7 protein-coding genes are annotated in these 17071 nt (G+C 68.8%); 2 read left to right on the forward strand and 5 right to left on the reverse strand.

The window, feature by feature from the left end:
• Positions 1 to 15 precede the first annotated feature (15 nt).
• Entirely contained in the window at positions 16 to 1149 is a 1134-nt protein-coding gene (locus tag IL992_RS23410; RefSeq protein ID WP_319018767.1) for an IS630 family transposase, read from the reverse strand.
• Positions 1150 to 1373: 224 nt separating this feature from the next.
• Here IL992_RS23410 and IL992_RS23415 point away from each other — a divergent pair, with 224 nt between their 5' ends.
• A complete protein-coding gene (locus IL992_RS23415; protein WP_193205499.1) occupies positions 1374 to 1835 on the forward strand; it encodes a cupin domain-containing protein in 462 nt (153 codons plus the stop codon).
• Between the two features lie 576 nt (positions 1836 to 2411).
• Here the strand turns inward: IL992_RS23415 and IL992_RS23420 are convergent.
• From IL992_RS23420 to IL992_RS23430, 3 genes are read right to left on the reverse strand one after another with little or no spacing between them, the layout of a single operon-like run.
• On the reverse strand, positions 2412 to 4244 hold the full coding sequence (locus IL992_RS23420; RefSeq protein WP_193205500.1) for an AMP-binding protein: 1833 nt from the start codon (positions 4242 to 4244) through the stop codon (positions 2412 to 2414).
• A 26-nt stretch (positions 4245 to 4270) separates the two neighbouring features.
• Complete coding sequence (locus IL992_RS23425; protein WP_193205501.1) at positions 4271 to 5329, reverse strand: type III polyketide synthase; 1059 nt, start codon at positions 5327 to 5329, stop codon at positions 4271 to 4273.
• Complete coding sequence (locus tag IL992_RS23430) at positions 5326 to 5619, reverse strand: acyl carrier protein (RefSeq protein WP_193205502.1); 294 nt, start codon at positions 5617 to 5619, stop codon at positions 5326 to 5328. Before IL992_RS23430 ends, IL992_RS23425 begins: the two co-directional genes overlap by 4 nt.
• A 1112-nt stretch (positions 5620 to 6731) precedes the next feature.
• On the opposite strand from IL992_RS23430, the gene IL992_RS23440 reads away from it, so the two are divergent.
• A complete protein-coding gene (locus IL992_RS23440) occupies positions 6732 to 10067 on the forward strand; it encodes a BTAD domain-containing putative transcriptional regulator (protein ID WP_193205503.1) in 3336 nt (1111 codons plus the stop codon).
• A 157-nt stretch (positions 10068 to 10224) separates the two neighbouring features.
• On the opposite strand, the gene IL992_RS23445 is transcribed toward IL992_RS23440, so the two are convergent.
• Complete coding sequence (locus tag IL992_RS23445) at positions 10225 to 16491, reverse strand: PKD domain-containing protein (protein WP_193205504.1); 6267 nt, start codon at positions 16489 to 16491, stop codon at positions 10225 to 10227.
• Positions 16492 to 17071 lie beyond the last annotated feature (580 nt).

Consider the following 17071-nt stretch of genomic DNA (forward strand, 5'->3'; position numbering starts at 1 on the left):
TAGGATCAGCCCGGTTCAGGCGACGTTGACCTTGGCCACGACCTCGCGGAGGCGTTCGTCGGCGGCGTGCTGGTTCCGCCAGATGATGTAACGGCGGATCATGCTGCCCTGCTCTTTGTGGGTGGCGTGGTCGGTGCCGTCCAGGGTGAAGTAGCGCAGGGCGGTGAACTGGGCCTCGATGCGGTTGAGCCAGGAGCTGTTGGTCGGCGTGTAGGCGAGTTCGACGTTGTTCGCCGCGGCCCAGTCGCCGACGCGGCTGTCCTTCTTCGTGGTCAGGTGCGGGGAGAAGTTGTCGAGCACGAACGCGATGCGGATCTCGGGCGGGTAGGGACCGCGCAGATAGCGGCAGAATTCTAGGAACTTGGTCCGGTGCTTCCTCGGCTTGATGTGGCCGTAGAGCTTGTCTTTGCCCAGGTCGTAGGCGGCGAACAGGTGTCTGACCCCGTGCGGGCGGGTGTAGGTCGCCCGTCGGCGGGGCCTCGGTTCCCGGCCGGGGTCCTTGTGCCGCCCACCGCGTTCGGCCCACTGCCGCCCAGGGTGGGGCTGGAGGTTAAGCGGGCCGAACTCGTCCAGGCAGAAGACGACTTCAGGCTCACCCTCCTCTGGCATGACCTCGCCGTCGGCGATCGCGTAGAGGTGCTCGACGCGGGCCTTCTTCGTGGCGTAGTCCGGGTCGCGGGAGGTCTTCCAGGTCTTTATGCGTTGAAACGACACGCCCTCCTCTCGGAGCAGGACCCGCAGGCCCTCGTGGCTGATGTCGTCGACCACCCCCTCGGCGACCAGGAAGTCGGCCAGCTTGGCCAGGCTCCAGGTCGAGAACGGCAGGCCGTGCTCGGCCGGCTTGGACTTGGCGATCTTCTTGATCTCGCGCCGCTCGGGCAGCGTGAACGTCCTGGGCCGCCCGCCCATGTACTTCGGGTAGAGCGCCTCGAAGCCATCGGCGTTGAAGTTGTGGAGCACGTCCCGGACCCGGTCCGCGCTGGTGAACGTCACCTCGGCGATCTTCCCAACCGGCATGCCCTGCGCGGACAGCAGCACCATCTGGGCCCGCCGCCAGGTCACCACCGACCCGGTGCCTCTGCGGACAATCCGCAGCAGGCGCCGGCCCTCGTCGTCATCGATCTCGCGGACGCGTACCCGTTCTGCCACCCGGGCAGCCTGGCGACACCGCGCCGCACGGACCAGCATCCGAACGGCGCGTCACGTCACTACGGGGCAAAGGTTTTCTGATGCGGCACTAGCATGACGACCGGGGTCACAGCCCCGGCCCACCGCTTGGCACCCGCCGTCCGCCCGCACCGGCAGGCGACCGGCGCCGGGCCCTGTCCGCGCGTGCGTGCGGGGGCGCACCTGCCGACACCGGAGGAGAAACGGTGAGCATCGTCCTTCCCGAGGATCCGTTCCACCGGAGGCTGCACCATGTGGCGCCGGCCGGCCTGACCTCCGACACGGCGCAGACGAGCGGTATGCGCCGCCAGGCCGCCATCAGCGGCGCCACCGTCGGTGCGAGACGACTGTGGATGGGCCAGACCCGCGTGGCTCCGGCGACCGTCTCCGCGAACCACCACCACGGCGAATCCGAGACCGCGATCTACGTGGTCAGCGGCACACCGTCGTTCGTGTTCCTCGACGTCGACGCCGACGAGCCGCACGAGGTGCGCATCGACACGAAGCCGGGCGACTACATCTTCGTGCCTCCGTTCGTGCCGCATCGAGAGGAGAACCCCGATCCCGGCCTGGAGGCCGTCGTCGTCATAGCCCGGAGCACCCAGGAGGCGATCGTGGTCAACCTGCCGGAGCTCAAGTGGACCGGCCCGGTCCGGACGACGGCCTGACCACCGCGGCGTCATCCCCCCGGCGGCGTCGAGCCCTGCCTTGAACCCTTCGCCGCGGCCGGTCTGCGGGCGTGCGGCCAACCAGAGCAGGGGCCGCCAAAATCCGCCGTTCACTGGCACACGTGATCAGCCCCGCCGCACGCGCTCTTGAATCTGCATTGGCCTGGTCAACCCACCGACGCGACCACCAGACCACGCCCGCCACAGCCACTACTGGCGACGCTTGCTCAGACATAACGAAATCAGGTTGATCGTTTCCGGCCATAGCAGACGCTCGACCGCATATCCGGCCGTCCACGATCTGGGCATGGACGCGCCGGCCGGTCTCCTCGACGGACCCAGGGCGCGGCGGGCCTTCCTGCTGGGCGACGCTGACCCCGGCCCGGTCGGTGCGGATCCAGGACGAGGCGCCGCTGTGCCTGGTCGCGATGGGTGCGCGACCAGGCGTGGATCACCACGGACGGCTCGGCTGTGATGCTCATCGGCACCTACCAGATGCGCGGCGCAGGTCCCCCAGCGGCTGCCGGCGGCGCTGCCCACGCCGCTGGTGCTGCCCGGCGACCCCAGATCACTGGATCAAATGTGGGCTTCCTCCGGCTGTGTGGCTGCGGACCGGGTCCGTGACAGTGCGGCAGCGATCTCTTTACGGCGGACCTTTCCGCTGGTCGTCTTGGGAAGCGTCCGCGGCGGCCAGGGCACGACACGGTTGGGACGGACGCCGCAGTCGAGGAAGACCTGCTCCCGCACAAGCCGACGCATCCGGAGCAGCGTCGCCTCGTCGGTTTCGGTCGTTTCGAAGACGATGACGATGTCCTCGGTACCCGCCTCCGGGTCGGGGACACCGACCGCCGCCACGCACCCCTGTCGCACGCCGGTCACCTTCGCGGCGGCATTCTCCATCAGGTATGGGTGGTAGTTCTCCCCCGCCTTGATGATGAGGTCACTGTCCCGGCCACAGATGAAGAGCTGTCCGTCGGCGAGGTATCCGAGATCCCCCGTCCATATCCAGCCGTCTCGCAGCACCCTGGAGGTGGCCTCGGGATCGGCGAAGTAGCCCTGGAACATGGACGGGCCCCGGACCACTACCTGTCCTTCCCGGCGCTCTCCCACATCGCAGCCCGACTCGTCCACGATGCGTACCTCATGTCCTGCCAGTACAGCGCCCACACCCACCACCGGCACAGCCTCCGCGCTGTCCTCCGGAACAACGACCGCCTCCCGCCGAACGGCCAGGCGGGTACGGGAAACGAACTCCACGACGAGTGGCTCATCAGGGTCGCGAATGCTGACGCCCACCGTCATCTCCGCCATCCCGTACGCGGGAAGGAAAGCAAGCGGGTCGAAGCCGTACGGTTCGAAGCGTTCGCCGAACAGGCGCAGCGTCTCGGCGTGAATGAACTCGGCCGCGTTGAACGCGCACCGCCACGAGCTGAGGTCCAGGCCCGCCAGCTCGACGTCCTTGATGCGCCTGGCGGAGAACTGGTAGGCGAAGTTGGGTGCGAACGACGCTGTGCCGCGAAAGTGGTGAATCGCCCACAACCACCTGACCGGCTGGAGCAGGAAGGCCATAGGTGGCATCAGCACCGTGGGCATGCCATGGACGAATGCGGCCAGCGTGGTCGCCACCAATCCCATGTCATGGAACAGCGGGAGCCAGCCCACCATGAGATCGTCGGCGGTCCACCTCACCCGCTCCCCCATCGCGCCGATGTTCGCCATCAGAGCCTGTTGGGAGACCCGCACCCCTTTGGGCGAACCGGTGGTGCCAGAGGTGAACTGGACGAAGGCCGTGTCGTCCGCGCAGGACCACACCTCGTCCTCAGGCAACTGCCCGGCGTCCAGCAGTTCCTCCACGCCGAGCACCTGTACCGCGTCGTCCCGATGCCCGGACCGAGTGCCGGCCAGCGCCTCGCGTGCCTGCGCCGCGAACGAGACATCGATGACGAGGGCAGATGCGTTCAGCAACCGCAGCTTGGCGCGCAGCCCTCGGCCCCAGGCCTCGGGCGGCACCTTGGACGAGGGCAGGTCCACCAGGCATGGCGTCGCCCCCAGCAGAGCGCAGGCGAAGAACGTCTCCAGGAACTCCGGCGAGGTGCCGAACGAGAGGATCACCGGGTCTCGTGGCCGCACGCCGTGCTCGCGCAGCCCCGCCGCCAGCCGCCGCGCGTTGAGCAGCAGGTCCGCCGCCGTGAGCGTGGTCAGCCGATCGGTCAAATCGATGAAATGGAGGAGCGGCCGGGCCGGCTCCGTACGCGCCCAGTGCAGCAGGGTCTCGGACAGCGTGCGCGCCGGGGGCAGCGTCAGCGGCGGCGAGACACTGAGCATGTCCCGGCGACCGGGATGCCGGCTCCGGTCGGAAACGGGCGGAAGGACGGAGGTGGAGCGTCGCAGCGGCGCAAGCACGGACACGGGATGACCCTCCTCGGGAGAGCTGTCTAGAACCGGAGGAGCATGCCCTCGATCGTCAGACCGGGACCGAAGGCGAGCATCACGCCGAACTCACCCGGCTGGGGGCGGTCTTTCCGCATCATGTCTTCCAGGACGAGCAGTACGGTTCCGGACGCGCAGTTGCCGTATTCCTCGAGTACGTGCCAGCTCGCCCGCAGTTGCTCTCGCGTCAGATGGAGCTGAGCGGCGAGGAGCTCGAGGATCTTCGGGCCGCCGGGATGGATGACCCAATGCGGGATGTCCTCATGGGTGAGCCCCTCGGGCGCGAGCAGCTTGTTCAGATACGACTCGATGTGTTCGGCCAACACGAAGGGCACGTACGGCGACAAGGTCATGAAGAACCCGTCGTTCTTGACATTCCACGTCATCATCTCGTGCCCGTCGTACAGCTGCTCCGTGTGGGAGCTGAGGAACTGCAGACCGTGACCGTCCGGGGCGCTGCCGAGCACGGCGGAGACGCTGGCGTCGCCGAACAGGCCGTGGATGACGGCCTGCTCCAAAGTTGCCTCCGGCCGGAAGTGCAGGGAGTTGAACTCGGTGCAGTTGACGAGCACGCGCTCTTCCGGACGGGCGGCGATGGCGTCCAGAGCCACTTTCAGCACGTTGAACGCCGCGAAGCAGCCCATGTGTCCCACGAAGGTGCGCCGCAGGTCGGAGCGGAGGCCGAATCGCCGTGCCAGATGCAGATCCGGGGTGGGCCCGGTGTAACCCGTGCAGCTGGCCATGGCGAAACTGCCGATGTCCCTGACGTCCTGCCCTTCGAGTGCGGCGCCGACGGACGCCCCTCCCACCTCGGCGGCCGCCTTCGAGAAGAGCTCGATGCGATCCCCGGTGCCCGGCGAGCCGTCGGCGAGGGCCTCCCGCGGGTCCCACGCCATGCGCCGCCTGCGCACCCGCGTCTGAAAGACCGTCTTCTCGGCGCTGGCGATCCCCTCGTACCAGCCTTTCAAGAGGCCCTCGTACATCTCCTCCTGCGTCAGCAGGTGAGGGGGAAACGCCGAGGCGATGGACAGCAGCGTGGGCCGTGTGGCCGGGGCGGCGCTCATGACACGTCCCCCGTGACCTGCGCCGGCGTCCGCACTGCGCGCTCGGCGATGTAGTCCGTCAACCCGCCGACCGTGTCCTGGCCGTTCCACCCGGAATCGATGTACCACGGGCTGAATTCGATGTCGGCGATCTCCTCCCTGATCGCCGCGATGAGCGACCCGATTTGCAGCGAGTCCATCCCGAGGTCATAGGTCAGCGAAGCGTCTTCTGAAACCTCATCGATCTCGAGGGACGCGCACTGAGCACGGATCAGGTGGCGGACCTGTTCTGCGATCTGATGGCGGTTCACGAGCGAACCCCTCCTGAGGCGATGCGCGGAACAAGGCCGTTCCGCGGCGGTCGGAGCACATCCCGGGTCTTTGCGGCCGGTGGCGGCTCGTTCGATTCCGGCTCACCCACGGTGGCCTGTCGTCTTGCGATCCGTTTGAGGCGACATGTGGGCCGGCAGCACCGGCTCACGATTCCCACCAGGGTCTGCCGACGCTGCCCAGGCCGCAGGTAAGTTCGTCACTTGCGGCCAGCATGTGAGTGCTTGAGAGGGCTTGCGAGTGTTTGAGAGTGTCGCTGCCGGGCGGAGGGCGTCGTCCCGTCTGCGTTTACCAGCCGACCGTAAGTCGACCGTCCAACTTCGCCGCGGACGGGTTTCGTGGGGAAGGCGGCCGCCTCCCGTCCTGGCGCGTAGTCCTTTCAGGTGGCGCCCAACTCCCGGGAGAGGAAGTGACTCGTGAATGCCCGGCGCCTGCCGAGAGCGACAGAGGCCATGTCGGCGGCGAAGCCGTCGCGGTGACCTCCGCGTACGTCTACGAACCCGGCGCGCCCGAACTGGCCGCACTCAAGCTTGCGGACGTGCGCGTTCCAGCCGGGAGGGGAAGAACGATCCCGACCGCAGCTTGGGGATCTTCAGCGCCAGGTCGCCGGCGGCGGTGGCGCGCTGGTCAGGCCTCGAAGCGGGCAAGACGACCGTCGTCCGTGTCACCCTGCCGACCGCTCGGGGGCTTGCATCTTCGATCAACCCACCGCCGAGCAGGTAGCAATGGTCGCCGGGGATCAACCTCCGTCTTCGACCCCTCGCGAGCAGGTGGAACCGGTCCGAACCTCCGGTGTCGGCGTCGACATTCCGGCGTGGTTTCGACTGGAATCGCCTCACATCTGCCACTGTGTTCCCATGGCTTCGCGATCAGCGGCACGTACGGGATGCCCGCCAGGGCCGAGGTCCCGGACCCTCCGCGGCCGGCCCGTTGAGCCGGCATTTCGCCGCTGTCGGACGTCCCGTGTACGAGGTCTTCGTGTCGGGGCGCACCGGGGAAGACGTGGCGGAAGAGTTCCAGGTCGCCGGCACCCTCTGCGCGGGGCGGGCCTGCGGCGGGATCAGTGATTCCGCCGATCAAGAAGGAGAGTCTGGTGGAGTTCCGTGTTCTCGGTTCGGTGGAGGTCCGCGACGCCGGTGGGGCACCCGTCGACGTGGGCGGGCCGCGCCAGCGGACCGTGCTGGCCCGGCTCCTGGTGGCGCATGGAGCCGTGGTCTCCATCAGGACCCTGATCGAGGATGTGTACGGGGACGCGCCTCCGGTGAGCGCGCCGGCGACGGTGCAGTCGTACGTGTCGCATCTGCGGCGGGCGATCGAGCCGGACCGGCCCGCACGCGGCCGGCCGCGGGTGCTGGTGGGGCGACCGCCGGGGTACGCGCTGGTGGCGGGGAACGTGGACGCGGCCCGTTTCACCGATCTGGTCGAGCGTGCGGAGTTCCTGCCGCCGGCCGAGGCGCTGGCGGCGGTGGAGGAGGCGCTGGGGCTGTGGCGGGGCTCGCCGTATGAGGAGTTCTCCGACGCGCCGTGGGCGCTGACGGAGGTCAGCCGGCTGCGTGAGCTGCGGCTGGTGGCGGTGGAGCGGCGGGCGCAGGCGCTGCTGGATCTGGGCCGGCCGCAGGCGGTGATCGCGGATCTGGAGGCCGAGACGGCGGCCGACCCGTTACGGGAGCGGTTGTGGTATCTGCTCGCGCTGGCCCTGTACCGCACCGGCCGCCAGGCCGACGCGCTCGCCGTCCTGCGCAGCGCAAGGAACACTCTCACCGCGCACCTGGGCGTCGAGCCCGGCCCGACGCTGCGGGCACTGGAAGACGACATCCTGCGGCAGGTCGAGTCGCTGGGGCCGGTGCCCCCTCACGTGGTGCTCGAACCCGTGGAGGCCTCCACGCCCCAGCGTGCGATGCCGGAACCCGCGGAGCGCGCGGTGCTGGGGCGGGACGGACCGCTGGGCGAGCTGGTCGCGCTGACGGGGTCAGCGGCGCGGCGGGGGGTGGCGATCGCGGCGGTCAGCGGGGAGCCGGGGATCGGCAAGACCTCTCTGCTGGAGGCGGCCTCGGCGCGGTGCATCGAGGCGGGATATCTGGTGGTGTGGGGGCGCTGCCATGACACGCAGGGCACGCCCGCGTTGTGGCCGTGGGTGCAGGTGCTGGGCGTGCTGGAGCAGCACTGCCCGCCGCCGGACCGCTCGGCGCTGGCCGGGCTGCTGGACGATGAGGTGCCCGCGGGATCGGAGGGCGCGGCGTTGCTGCGGCGCAACCAGGCGATCGCCCAGTGGCTCGTGACCGCGGCACGGCCGCGGCCGCTGGTGATCGTACTGGACGACGTCCAGTGGGCGGATCCGGCGTCGCTGGAGTTGCTGCGGGATGTGACGGTGCTGGTCGGCGGGATGACCGAGAGGGTGCCGCTGTCCGTGGTGACCGCCTTCCGCGACCCCGTGCCGACGGCGGAGGCCGGTGGCGTCGCGGTGGACGAGCTGCTCGGCCGGCTGGCCGGTTACGACCTGCTACGGATCCGCCTTCAGGGGCTGGGAGCGGAGGCGGTCGGGCAGATCGCCCAGGAGATGGGCGTACAGGTGGACGACCAGGCCGTCGTCCGCCTGACCAGCCGTACCGGCGGCAACCCGTTCTTCGTCCGGGAGAGCGTCCGGCTGCTGGCCCAGGGCCGGCCGCTGGACACCGTTCCCGCCGCGGTGGCCGAACTGGTCCGCCAGCGCCTCGCGATCCTCGGCCCCCAGGCCGGGGAGGCGTTACAGATCGCCGCCGTCGTCGGCCGGGACTTCGACCCCGTGCTCGTCGCGGAGGTCGTGGGGAGCCGGTCAGCCGGTGTCGACGTGTACGACCTACTTGACCGCGGGGCCCAGATCGGATTGCTGGTCTCCCGCGACGGGCGGATGGCCTTCGCCCATGACCTGGTCCGGGAGGCGCTTATCGACAGCCTGCCCCCACTGGGCAAGGCCCTGATTCATCGGCACGTGATGGTCGCCCTGTCCGCCCGGCCCAGGGCCGATGTGGCGGTCGTCGCCTACCATGCGGTGGAGGCCGGTCCCGCGGCCTATGAGGAGGCGGTCCGCTGGGCCGGCGCGGCAGCCGAGCAGGCCACCCTGCGCCTGGCCTACGAGGAGGCCGCCACCTGGTGGGACCGGGCCGTCAAGGCCCACGACGCCGCCGCCGGCGACCCCGGCACCCACGTCGAACTCCTGCTGAAACACGTCCGCGCTCTGCTCGACGCGGGCGACCCGATCACCGCCCGGCAGGTCCGCGCGGACGCCATCCGCACCGCCGACCGCGTCCCCGAACGCCCCGACCTGGCCGTCCAAGCGCTGACCGCACTGGACGCCCCCACCCTGTGGACCACCCGCGATCCTTATGAGGCGGTCGAACTCCGGCTGGTCCACCGATTGCAGACGGCACTGGACAACCTGCCTGACGACGACAGCCCCGAGCGTGCCCGGTTGCTGGGGGGCCTGGCCCAGGAACTGTACGACGGCAGCGGCAACCCCCGCTGCGACACCCTCTCCCGTCAGGCAGTGGACATGGCACGCCGACTGCACGACCCCTACCTGCTCATGCGGATGCTGAACGCGCGCCACCTGGCGCTGCCCCAGCCGCTGCACCTGGCAGAGTTGACCCGCATCGCCGACGAGCTGCACGAGCTGGCCGTCACCGTGCAGGCACCGGCATTCGAACTGCTCGCCCAGATGCTGCACACTCACAACCATCTCGAAGCGTTCGACCTCGCCGCCGCCGACCAGGCCGCCACCCGTTGCCAGGCGCTCCTGCAACGCCTTCCCCAGCCCTGGCCACGTTTCCAGCACACCCTCTGGCAGGCCAACCGCCTCGCCCTTGAGGGCCGATTCCACGACGCCGAGAAACTCCGCGACGAGGCCGAGCGCCAGGCGGAGCGGGTCGGGGTGTGGCACGCGCGGCCGGCCGTGGCCATGAGCCGCCTGGCGATGCGGTGTCAGCAGGGCGCCATGGCGGATGCCGGACCGCTCGTCGACGCGATCAGCGGCGTCCACCCCACGATGGATCACGACGCCCGGGTGCTGCACCTGCTCGCCCAGGGACGCGAGGGCGAGGCCCGCGCGCTGGCCCGGGCCGGCTGGCCGTCGCCGCCCCTCGACTGGTCGTGGCTGTCCACGACCTGCCTGCAGGCCGCAGCCCAGGCCGCCGTCGGCGACCGCACCGCCTGCGACAGGAGCTATGCCACTCTGCTGCCGTACAGCGGGCGGATATCGACGATCTCCGCGGTCATGTGCATGGGGCCGGTCGACTGGTACCTCACCCTGCTCGCCACCGCCATGGGCGACCACGACTCCGCCGCCCGCCATCTCGCCGTCATCGCGCGACTGGCGGAGCGCAACGGGCTCACCTGGTGGCGGGACCGGGCGATGGGGACCGCGGCGGCCCTGCGCCGGCGTACGTCCGGCTGAAGACGAACACCCCTGTGGAGAGGGACGGCGGATCCCGCCCGGTCTGGCCGGACGGGATCACGCGCTCTGTCTCTGCTCGTGCCGGGGCCGGCCGTGGTCCGGACGTCCCGCGCGTCCCGGCGTGGCGGCCGAGAGCCGCGAGACGGTCCGCACGGCGTCATCCGCTGACGCGGATCGTCCCGGTCACCGGGGACGGAGAGGCACTGTTGTCATAAATCGGCTCACCCTTGGCGTTCCAGACCCTGACGACCAGCCGGTCGGTGCGGTCGGCCGGTTTGCCGCCGTCGATCGCGGTGATCTCGTAGGTGACGTGGACCGTCTTGTTCACCTTTCCGGTCCCGCGCAGGACGGCCGTGCCGTCGGCCGCGGCCAGTACAGCGAAGGCGGTGTCGCGCAGGTCGAACCCGGGGGCGTCGTAGTGCAGCCCGCCCGTGGGGACGGCCTCGCCGTGGCGGTAGCGGGCAGTGACGTTGAAGGTCGTCTTGCCCCCATTGCCGCACTCGGCGTTCACCGTGCAGGCCCCGGCGGGTGAGACCGTCTGCCCGGCCCCCACCAGCGACCCGGCCGGGTCGTAGACCAGCACGTAGGCCTGCTGCCCCTCTGTGGTGGCGGCGCCGTCGTCGTCGGTCACCGTGACCGAGATCGGGTAGCGCCCGGCCTTGGTGAAGACGTACGACCCGCCGACGGTGCCCTTGCCGCCGTTCTCGGCGATCGCCGCGGTCACCTGCCGCCCGCCGATCGTCCAGACGGCGGTGTGGGTGTCGGCGGTGCCCGGATCGGTGAACGCCGCCTCCAGCGACATCGGCTCGCCCACCGCCACAACCTTGCCCGCCTGCGGCGCCCGCAACGTCACCTGCGGCGGTGCGTTGGTCACGTGCAGGGTCAGCGTGGCCGTACCGGTCGCCCCCTTGTCATCGGTGACCGTCACAGTGATCGCGCGGTCGCCGTTGTCTGCGGGGATGTGCTCCAAGGTCAGCTGCGTGCCGTGCAGGGCGGTTTTCCTGGGCCCGGCCCCGTCGCCGTAGTCAACCGTCGCGGTCCAGGAGGCGGAGTCGGGGTCGGTGAACGACCCCGCCGCCCGCCACGCGGCGCCTTCGGCGACGGTGTCCGGCCCGGTCAGCGTCACCTTGGGGGCCTCATTCGGCGTCTCGGCCGTCTTGACCGTGACCGTGAACGTCCCGGTCGCCTCCAGTCCACCGTCGTCTTTGACCGTGACGGTGACGGTGTAGGTCCCCGCGCTCGCCCACTGATGCTCCAAAGCGATCCGCTTGTCCGCGCCGGGGGTGACCGGCCGCACGCCGGACCCGTCGCCGTAGTCGACGGCGGCGGTCCAGGAGCTGGAGTCCGCGTCGGTGAAGGACACGCTGCGCTGCAGCTTCTCCCCCACCGTCACCTCGGCGTCCGGTCCGGCCGTCACGACGGGCGCGGTGTCGGGGGCCGCGTCCTCGATGACGTACGGGATGCCCTGCGAGGTGGTCTCCTTGCCGTCGGACACGAACACCGCCGCCATGCCGGTGCGCGCGGAGGTGAAGGTCGTGGTCGCCGTCACCGTGCCACCGCCGGCCCGCTGCTTCACGGTCGCCGCCTCCGGAGCGGCACCCCCGAACGTCACCTCCGCGGTGTGCTTATCAGCGGCGTCGGCGTCGGTGAAGTCCACGCTCAGCGTGAACGGCTGACCCACTGTGCCGTGCAGCGGAGCGGACGGCACCACGATCAGCGGCTTGGCGTTCGCCGCGGCCCCAGTGCCCGTCAACGTCACCGTGTAGGCCGGCTCGGCACCATCGGCGGTGGTGAAGGTCAGCTTCCCGCTCGCCGCGCCCTCGGATGTGGGAGTGAACGTCACCGTGACCGTGCACGTGGCGCCCACCGCCAGCTCCACCGGGCAGGAGTTGGACTGCGCGAACGGCCCCTGCACCGCGATCACCTTCAACGGGATCGGATCGTTCAGCCGGTTGGTCAGCGTCACCTCGACCGGGTCGCTGTTCGACCCCACCCTCACCGGCGTCGGCCAGTTCACCGCGGTCTTGTCCAGCAACGGCCGCACCGTCGCCGACACCGACGCCGCGTTGTTGTCCGGCTTGGGATCGCCCACCGCCAGGCTGTACCCATAGGCCTCAGCCTTCAACTCCGTCCCGTCGACCATATCCGCCGGTAGTTTGACCGACACCTCGATCTTGGCCTGCCAGCCCGGCTTCAGCGTCGCCGTGTTGCGGAACCCGCCCTTGATCGCCGTGCACGTGCCACGCCAGGTCTCGCACTCCGCCGCATCGGCGAGAGTCGCGGGGATGAGGATGTCCAGCCGGACATCGTTCGCCGTTTCAGGCCCCTTGTTGGCCACCGTGGCCGTCCACGTCACCGTCGACGTCGGTCCCGGCTCGGCCGCCGACACCTTGGTCGTCACCTCCAGATCCGCCCGAGCAGTGGTCGGCGTCAGCAGGAACGACCGATCCGCCTGAGCGAACCCAGCCGAGGTGGTCGACCTGTCCCGCATGAACCCCTGCGCCACGATCTGACCCGAGGAGTTCATGTCATAGATGGATCGCACGCCTATGCACGGCACCGTCGTGTCCTCCAGCTTCTCGGGGCACAACGGCCGGGGCAGCAGATCCGCCAGCTTGTACTGCTTGTTGTCCAGCCACAACGCCGGCACCCACTCGGCGAACTGCGTCGGTCCCTCGGTGAAGCCCGCCACGAGGCCGCCGTCGTTGACCGCGCTCGCCCGGCCCTCACCGAGATCCGTCGGCTGGCCGTCCCGCCACACATAAGCGTGGCCAGGGTCGTCGATGCCACAATCCAGCTGGCCGGCCACCGTGCCGCTGAGGTTGATGTCATAGGCGAGCCCCTCGGGCCATTGGCAGGTCTTCGGAATCGGGAGTGCCGTGGTCTTCCCGCCCTCGTACACGGCCGGAGTCCAGCGCGTGGGCGTGTCGCCGACACCTCGCCTTGTGACATACCCACCCGCCACGGCGCCGTAGGTGTTCATCCGAGGCGCCAAGGGGCTGCAACAGTACGGATGGCTGTAGCCGTAGTCCGCGTGGAAATCCGAGGTGGCGGGCGCGATCCCTACTCCCTGATCCCACAACGTCCACCTGCCGCCCTTCTGGCCGAACACCTGACCGCTGTCGTTCAGGTCCAACGCCCAGCCCTCGGAGTCGGGTTGCAGATCCGTGACCGAGCCATCGCTGCGATACACCACAGCGTGCTCCTCGCGGCCCTGCTCGGTCGACGCGGTCGCCCAGCCCGAGACGTCTCCGGCCTCGTTGATCCCGGTGGCGCCGGCGTTACACCGGTCAGTGCCGACCCCGTCCGTACACGTCAGGCCGCCCAGGTCGGTGAACTCATCCGCCTCCCAGCGCGCCGCGTGGCTCTTCCGCAGCCCGGCCGGTGGTGCGATCGTCACCGCGACCTGACCACGATCGTTCACCGCCACCGCCCGTGTGTACGCCGGATCCTCACCCGCGGCGCCACCCAGCTCGGTCACCGTGTACGAACCGAACCGCGCCACCACCTTGTGGGGACCGTCCATGACCAGGGTCAGCGGACCGCCCGGCCGCTCCTCGCCGTCGACGATCCAGCCCAGCGGAATTAGGCCCGCGTCGGCCTTCGCCATGATCGTGACCTTGGTTCCGGCCTGGTAGCCGTCCTGGGTCGGCGAGGCCGACACGCTACCCCCCGGCTGCGCCGACAGCGTCAGCGCGAACTCCCGGAGGTCAGGCTTCTTCACCTCCACAGCATCGGACGCGGTCCGCGTGCCCTTGGCGGTGTCGGCCTTCACCATCACCGCGTACACACCGTCAGCCAGTGGTTCTGACGTGGCGCCGTACACGCCGTCATCGGCCGCGCCGTCGCCGCTGGCGCCGTCGTCCTTCAACGTCAGCTCATGACGGCTGTTGTCATCGGCGATCAGCACCGCCGTCACCGGCACCCCGGTCATCGGCTGACCGCCGTCGGTGACGGTGCCCGTCACCCCGACCCGTCCGTCCTTCGACGGCTCCTCCAGTCTGGCCGCCACCGTCACCGGGTTACCGGCGACCCAGGCGACCAGATCGGCCTCGACCGGAGCGGAACCCGTGTTCGTGATCTCCAGCTGCCATCGGCCCGCCTGCGGATCGGCGACATTCAACCCCTGGATGAGCCGCTTGGCGGCGGCGCTGTCCGGGGCGTAGGAGGTAGCCGGCCGCCCCGTCGGGTCACGCAGCAGCAGACCCGCCGTCACCGGCAGCTTGGTGGTCACACCGAACGCCGCACCCTGCGGGACCTCCAGCGGCACGCTCGCCGTCTTGCCGGGCTCCACCGTCACCGACGGACTGGCGAACACCGAGGGCTCCTCACCGTCCTGGTCCTGGTTCACCGGTTCCCGCTGCGCGGTGAGACCCGCGCCGGAGGGGTTGCCGAAGTCTCTGGACGCGATCCGCGGCAGGACGTAGCCGTCGAAGACGCTCTGCAGGAGGGTCATGTCCCCGTGCTCGAGATTCGGGACATGGGGCTGGTCTGGGTACAGGTACCGCGCGCTGTCCACCGCGACGACCCCGTCACCGTCGTCCCAGGAGATGTCGTCGGGAGTGCTGCAGGGAACGGTGATGCCTGTGCCGACGAGGACGGAGATCGGAACGCCCCTGGAGTTCCCGTACTTCTGGTTGAAGATGTCCTGCACGTACTTCGTGGAGAGCTCCTTCAAAGCGGGCATGGCTGGTGCCCGCTCGGGCTTGTTGAGCCACAACAGCATGTCCGCGCAGCGCGCTCCGAGGTTCGGGGTGCCCATCTGGAGCAGCCGGTTCACGGGCTGCTTGCCGTCCGGATTGATCGGCATCCGGGTCGCGATGTACTGACGGGAGATCAGCCCGCCGAAGGAATGAGCGAGGAGATCGATTTGCCACGCGCCCGTCCTCCAGCGGACTTCTTCGATATATTTCGCGAGCTCCGCGACGTTCTGGTCGAGAGTGTTGGTGGGCGCCGAGGGGTTCTTCTCGTCGCCCGTGTTGAGCGTGCCCAACGCCTTTCCGTCCCCGACGGCGAATACCTCGGCCAGCGGATGCCTGGTCTTGGCGATGGCGGCATAACTACTCCACGCCTGTGCCGCGTTGCTCATCCACCCGTGCACCAGCACCAGGGGCTTCGGCCGGATCGCGAACTTCTCCTCCTGCTTTCTCTTCAGGATCCCCCCGACGAACAGGAAGGCTTTGATGAAGCGCTCGGTCGCAGGCGCGATGTTCACCGATGCGCCTCGCGTCCACGCCATGCCCGCGGTGTCCACGATCAATTGGTGCTTGACCGTCTCGTATGGGGCGAGAACCGTGTCGAAGCTACCCCCGGGCAACGGTCTCATCTCCGTCGAATCATAGCCGTCCATGGCGCCTTGCCGCAGTATGAGATGCGTAGGGGCGGGCTCGGCATCGGGGTTCCTGATGGAGACGGTAACCCGGACCTTGTTACCGTCCGTCACCCCGTCGGTCGGCACCGAAACCCATGCCGTCGAGGGGTATCTCTGGGTTTCGAAGGTTACTGATTCGATGACCGGGGGCTGGTATTTCAGGTCGAGCAGGAAGGCATGGACCGTGTGCTTGTCCTCTCCCGGTTCCGGTACCATCACGCCGGCGACGAGGCCCTGATCGTTGATGGCGGCGGCCTTCGACAAGATCATGCCGTTCCTGTCGGCGATGCTCACCACGTTGTTCAGGTCCACTACTTGGCCATTGGCATAGAGAGCGGCGTGGTTGCCGTCGCCCCCGGCGTACGTCACGCCCACACCGATGCCCGCGTTATTGATCGCCACGATGACTCCGGGCCTGTCGAACTCGTAGGCGAAGCCGTCCTTGTCCCAGATGACGGGGACGTCTTCGTCCGACGTCCTGTCGCGCCCGTAACCGGCCACCTGTCCCGCATTGTTGATGTCGTAGGCGAGGGCGCTCCCGGAGAAATTCAGCCGATCTCGTTGAACGTCGATGGGCTGGCCGGGCTCGGTCCGGAAAGCGGCGTAGTCCGTGATTTTCGGATCGGGGTTCATGTCGGCGCCGCCGACAACGGCACCAAGATCATTGATGGCCAGGGTGTCTATGCGCTGTTTGGGGAACGCTTCCAGCCGCAACATGGAGCCGTCACGATTCCGCACCCATCCGCTCGTCCCGGCGGCACCGTTGGTGATGCCACCGGTGACCTGTCCGACGTTGTTGATGCTGTGGGCACCGATGAACTGCTTGCCGGGCGACAATGAGCTGCTCGATCCGCCCTTATAGAGGAAGGCTCCCGAGTAAAGCTGGTCCCCACTGCCGGTGTCGAGGTAGTAGGAGTATTTGCCGACCACCGTGCCGTCGTCGGCGACGTCAAAAGCCTGGCTGGATCTCGCGTTGCCGGGAAGGGTCGCGTGCAGATCAACGACGGATCCCCCCGTGAACAGAATGGCCTTGGTACCATTCGTCGCAGCCACGTCGCCTTTGTTGTTGATGCCACCCACGTAGCCCGGATATGCCCCGATATCGCCGAGATCGGTGAATTTGTAGGTAGGCGCAGCAGCAGGCGAAATCTTGCCCAAGGACGCCGACGGCACAGGGGCGGCGCTCGCGGGCGTAGGCGCGATGAGCGTGGTGACCATCACCGCGAGTACGGGTAGCGCTGTCCATCGCGCGTAGATACGCCGGATCAATCGATTCAAAGGGTAGCCTCCTGAATAAAGGCCGGGGGCTTGGTACGGCCCGGTACATGTCGAGTGGCCATGAACTGGGCCGACGCTCAACCGGATCCGCCGGCACGGATATCCGACAGCTTCGGCGATCACCGAAATTAGCCGCCCGCACTTGCGGATGATCTAGGAAAGGTCCCTTACCGGAGACGCCCGGTGTCTGTGCCGTTTCACCTCGCGTGTACGTCGCACGGCACTGGTTGAGAGTGCGCCAGCGTAGGACGATTCCCGGGGGCGCGGGGAAGGACCCGTCTGCGACTCACCGCGGCGTTCCGGCCCACTGATCACCCGCAGGTCGTCTCAAGCGTCTCGCAAGGCAAAACCGACG

The sequence above is a fragment of the Microbispora sitophila genome (genome assembly GCF_014892245.1).
Lineage (GTDB): Bacteria > Actinomycetota > Actinomycetes > Streptosporangiales > Streptosporangiaceae > Microbispora > Microbispora siamensis.

Coding starts and splice junctions, on each gene's coding strand:
- IL992_RS23425 (WP_193205501.1), bottom strand. CDS start 5,329: ATGAGCGCCGCCCCGGCCACACGGCCCACGCTGCTGTCCATCGCCTCG.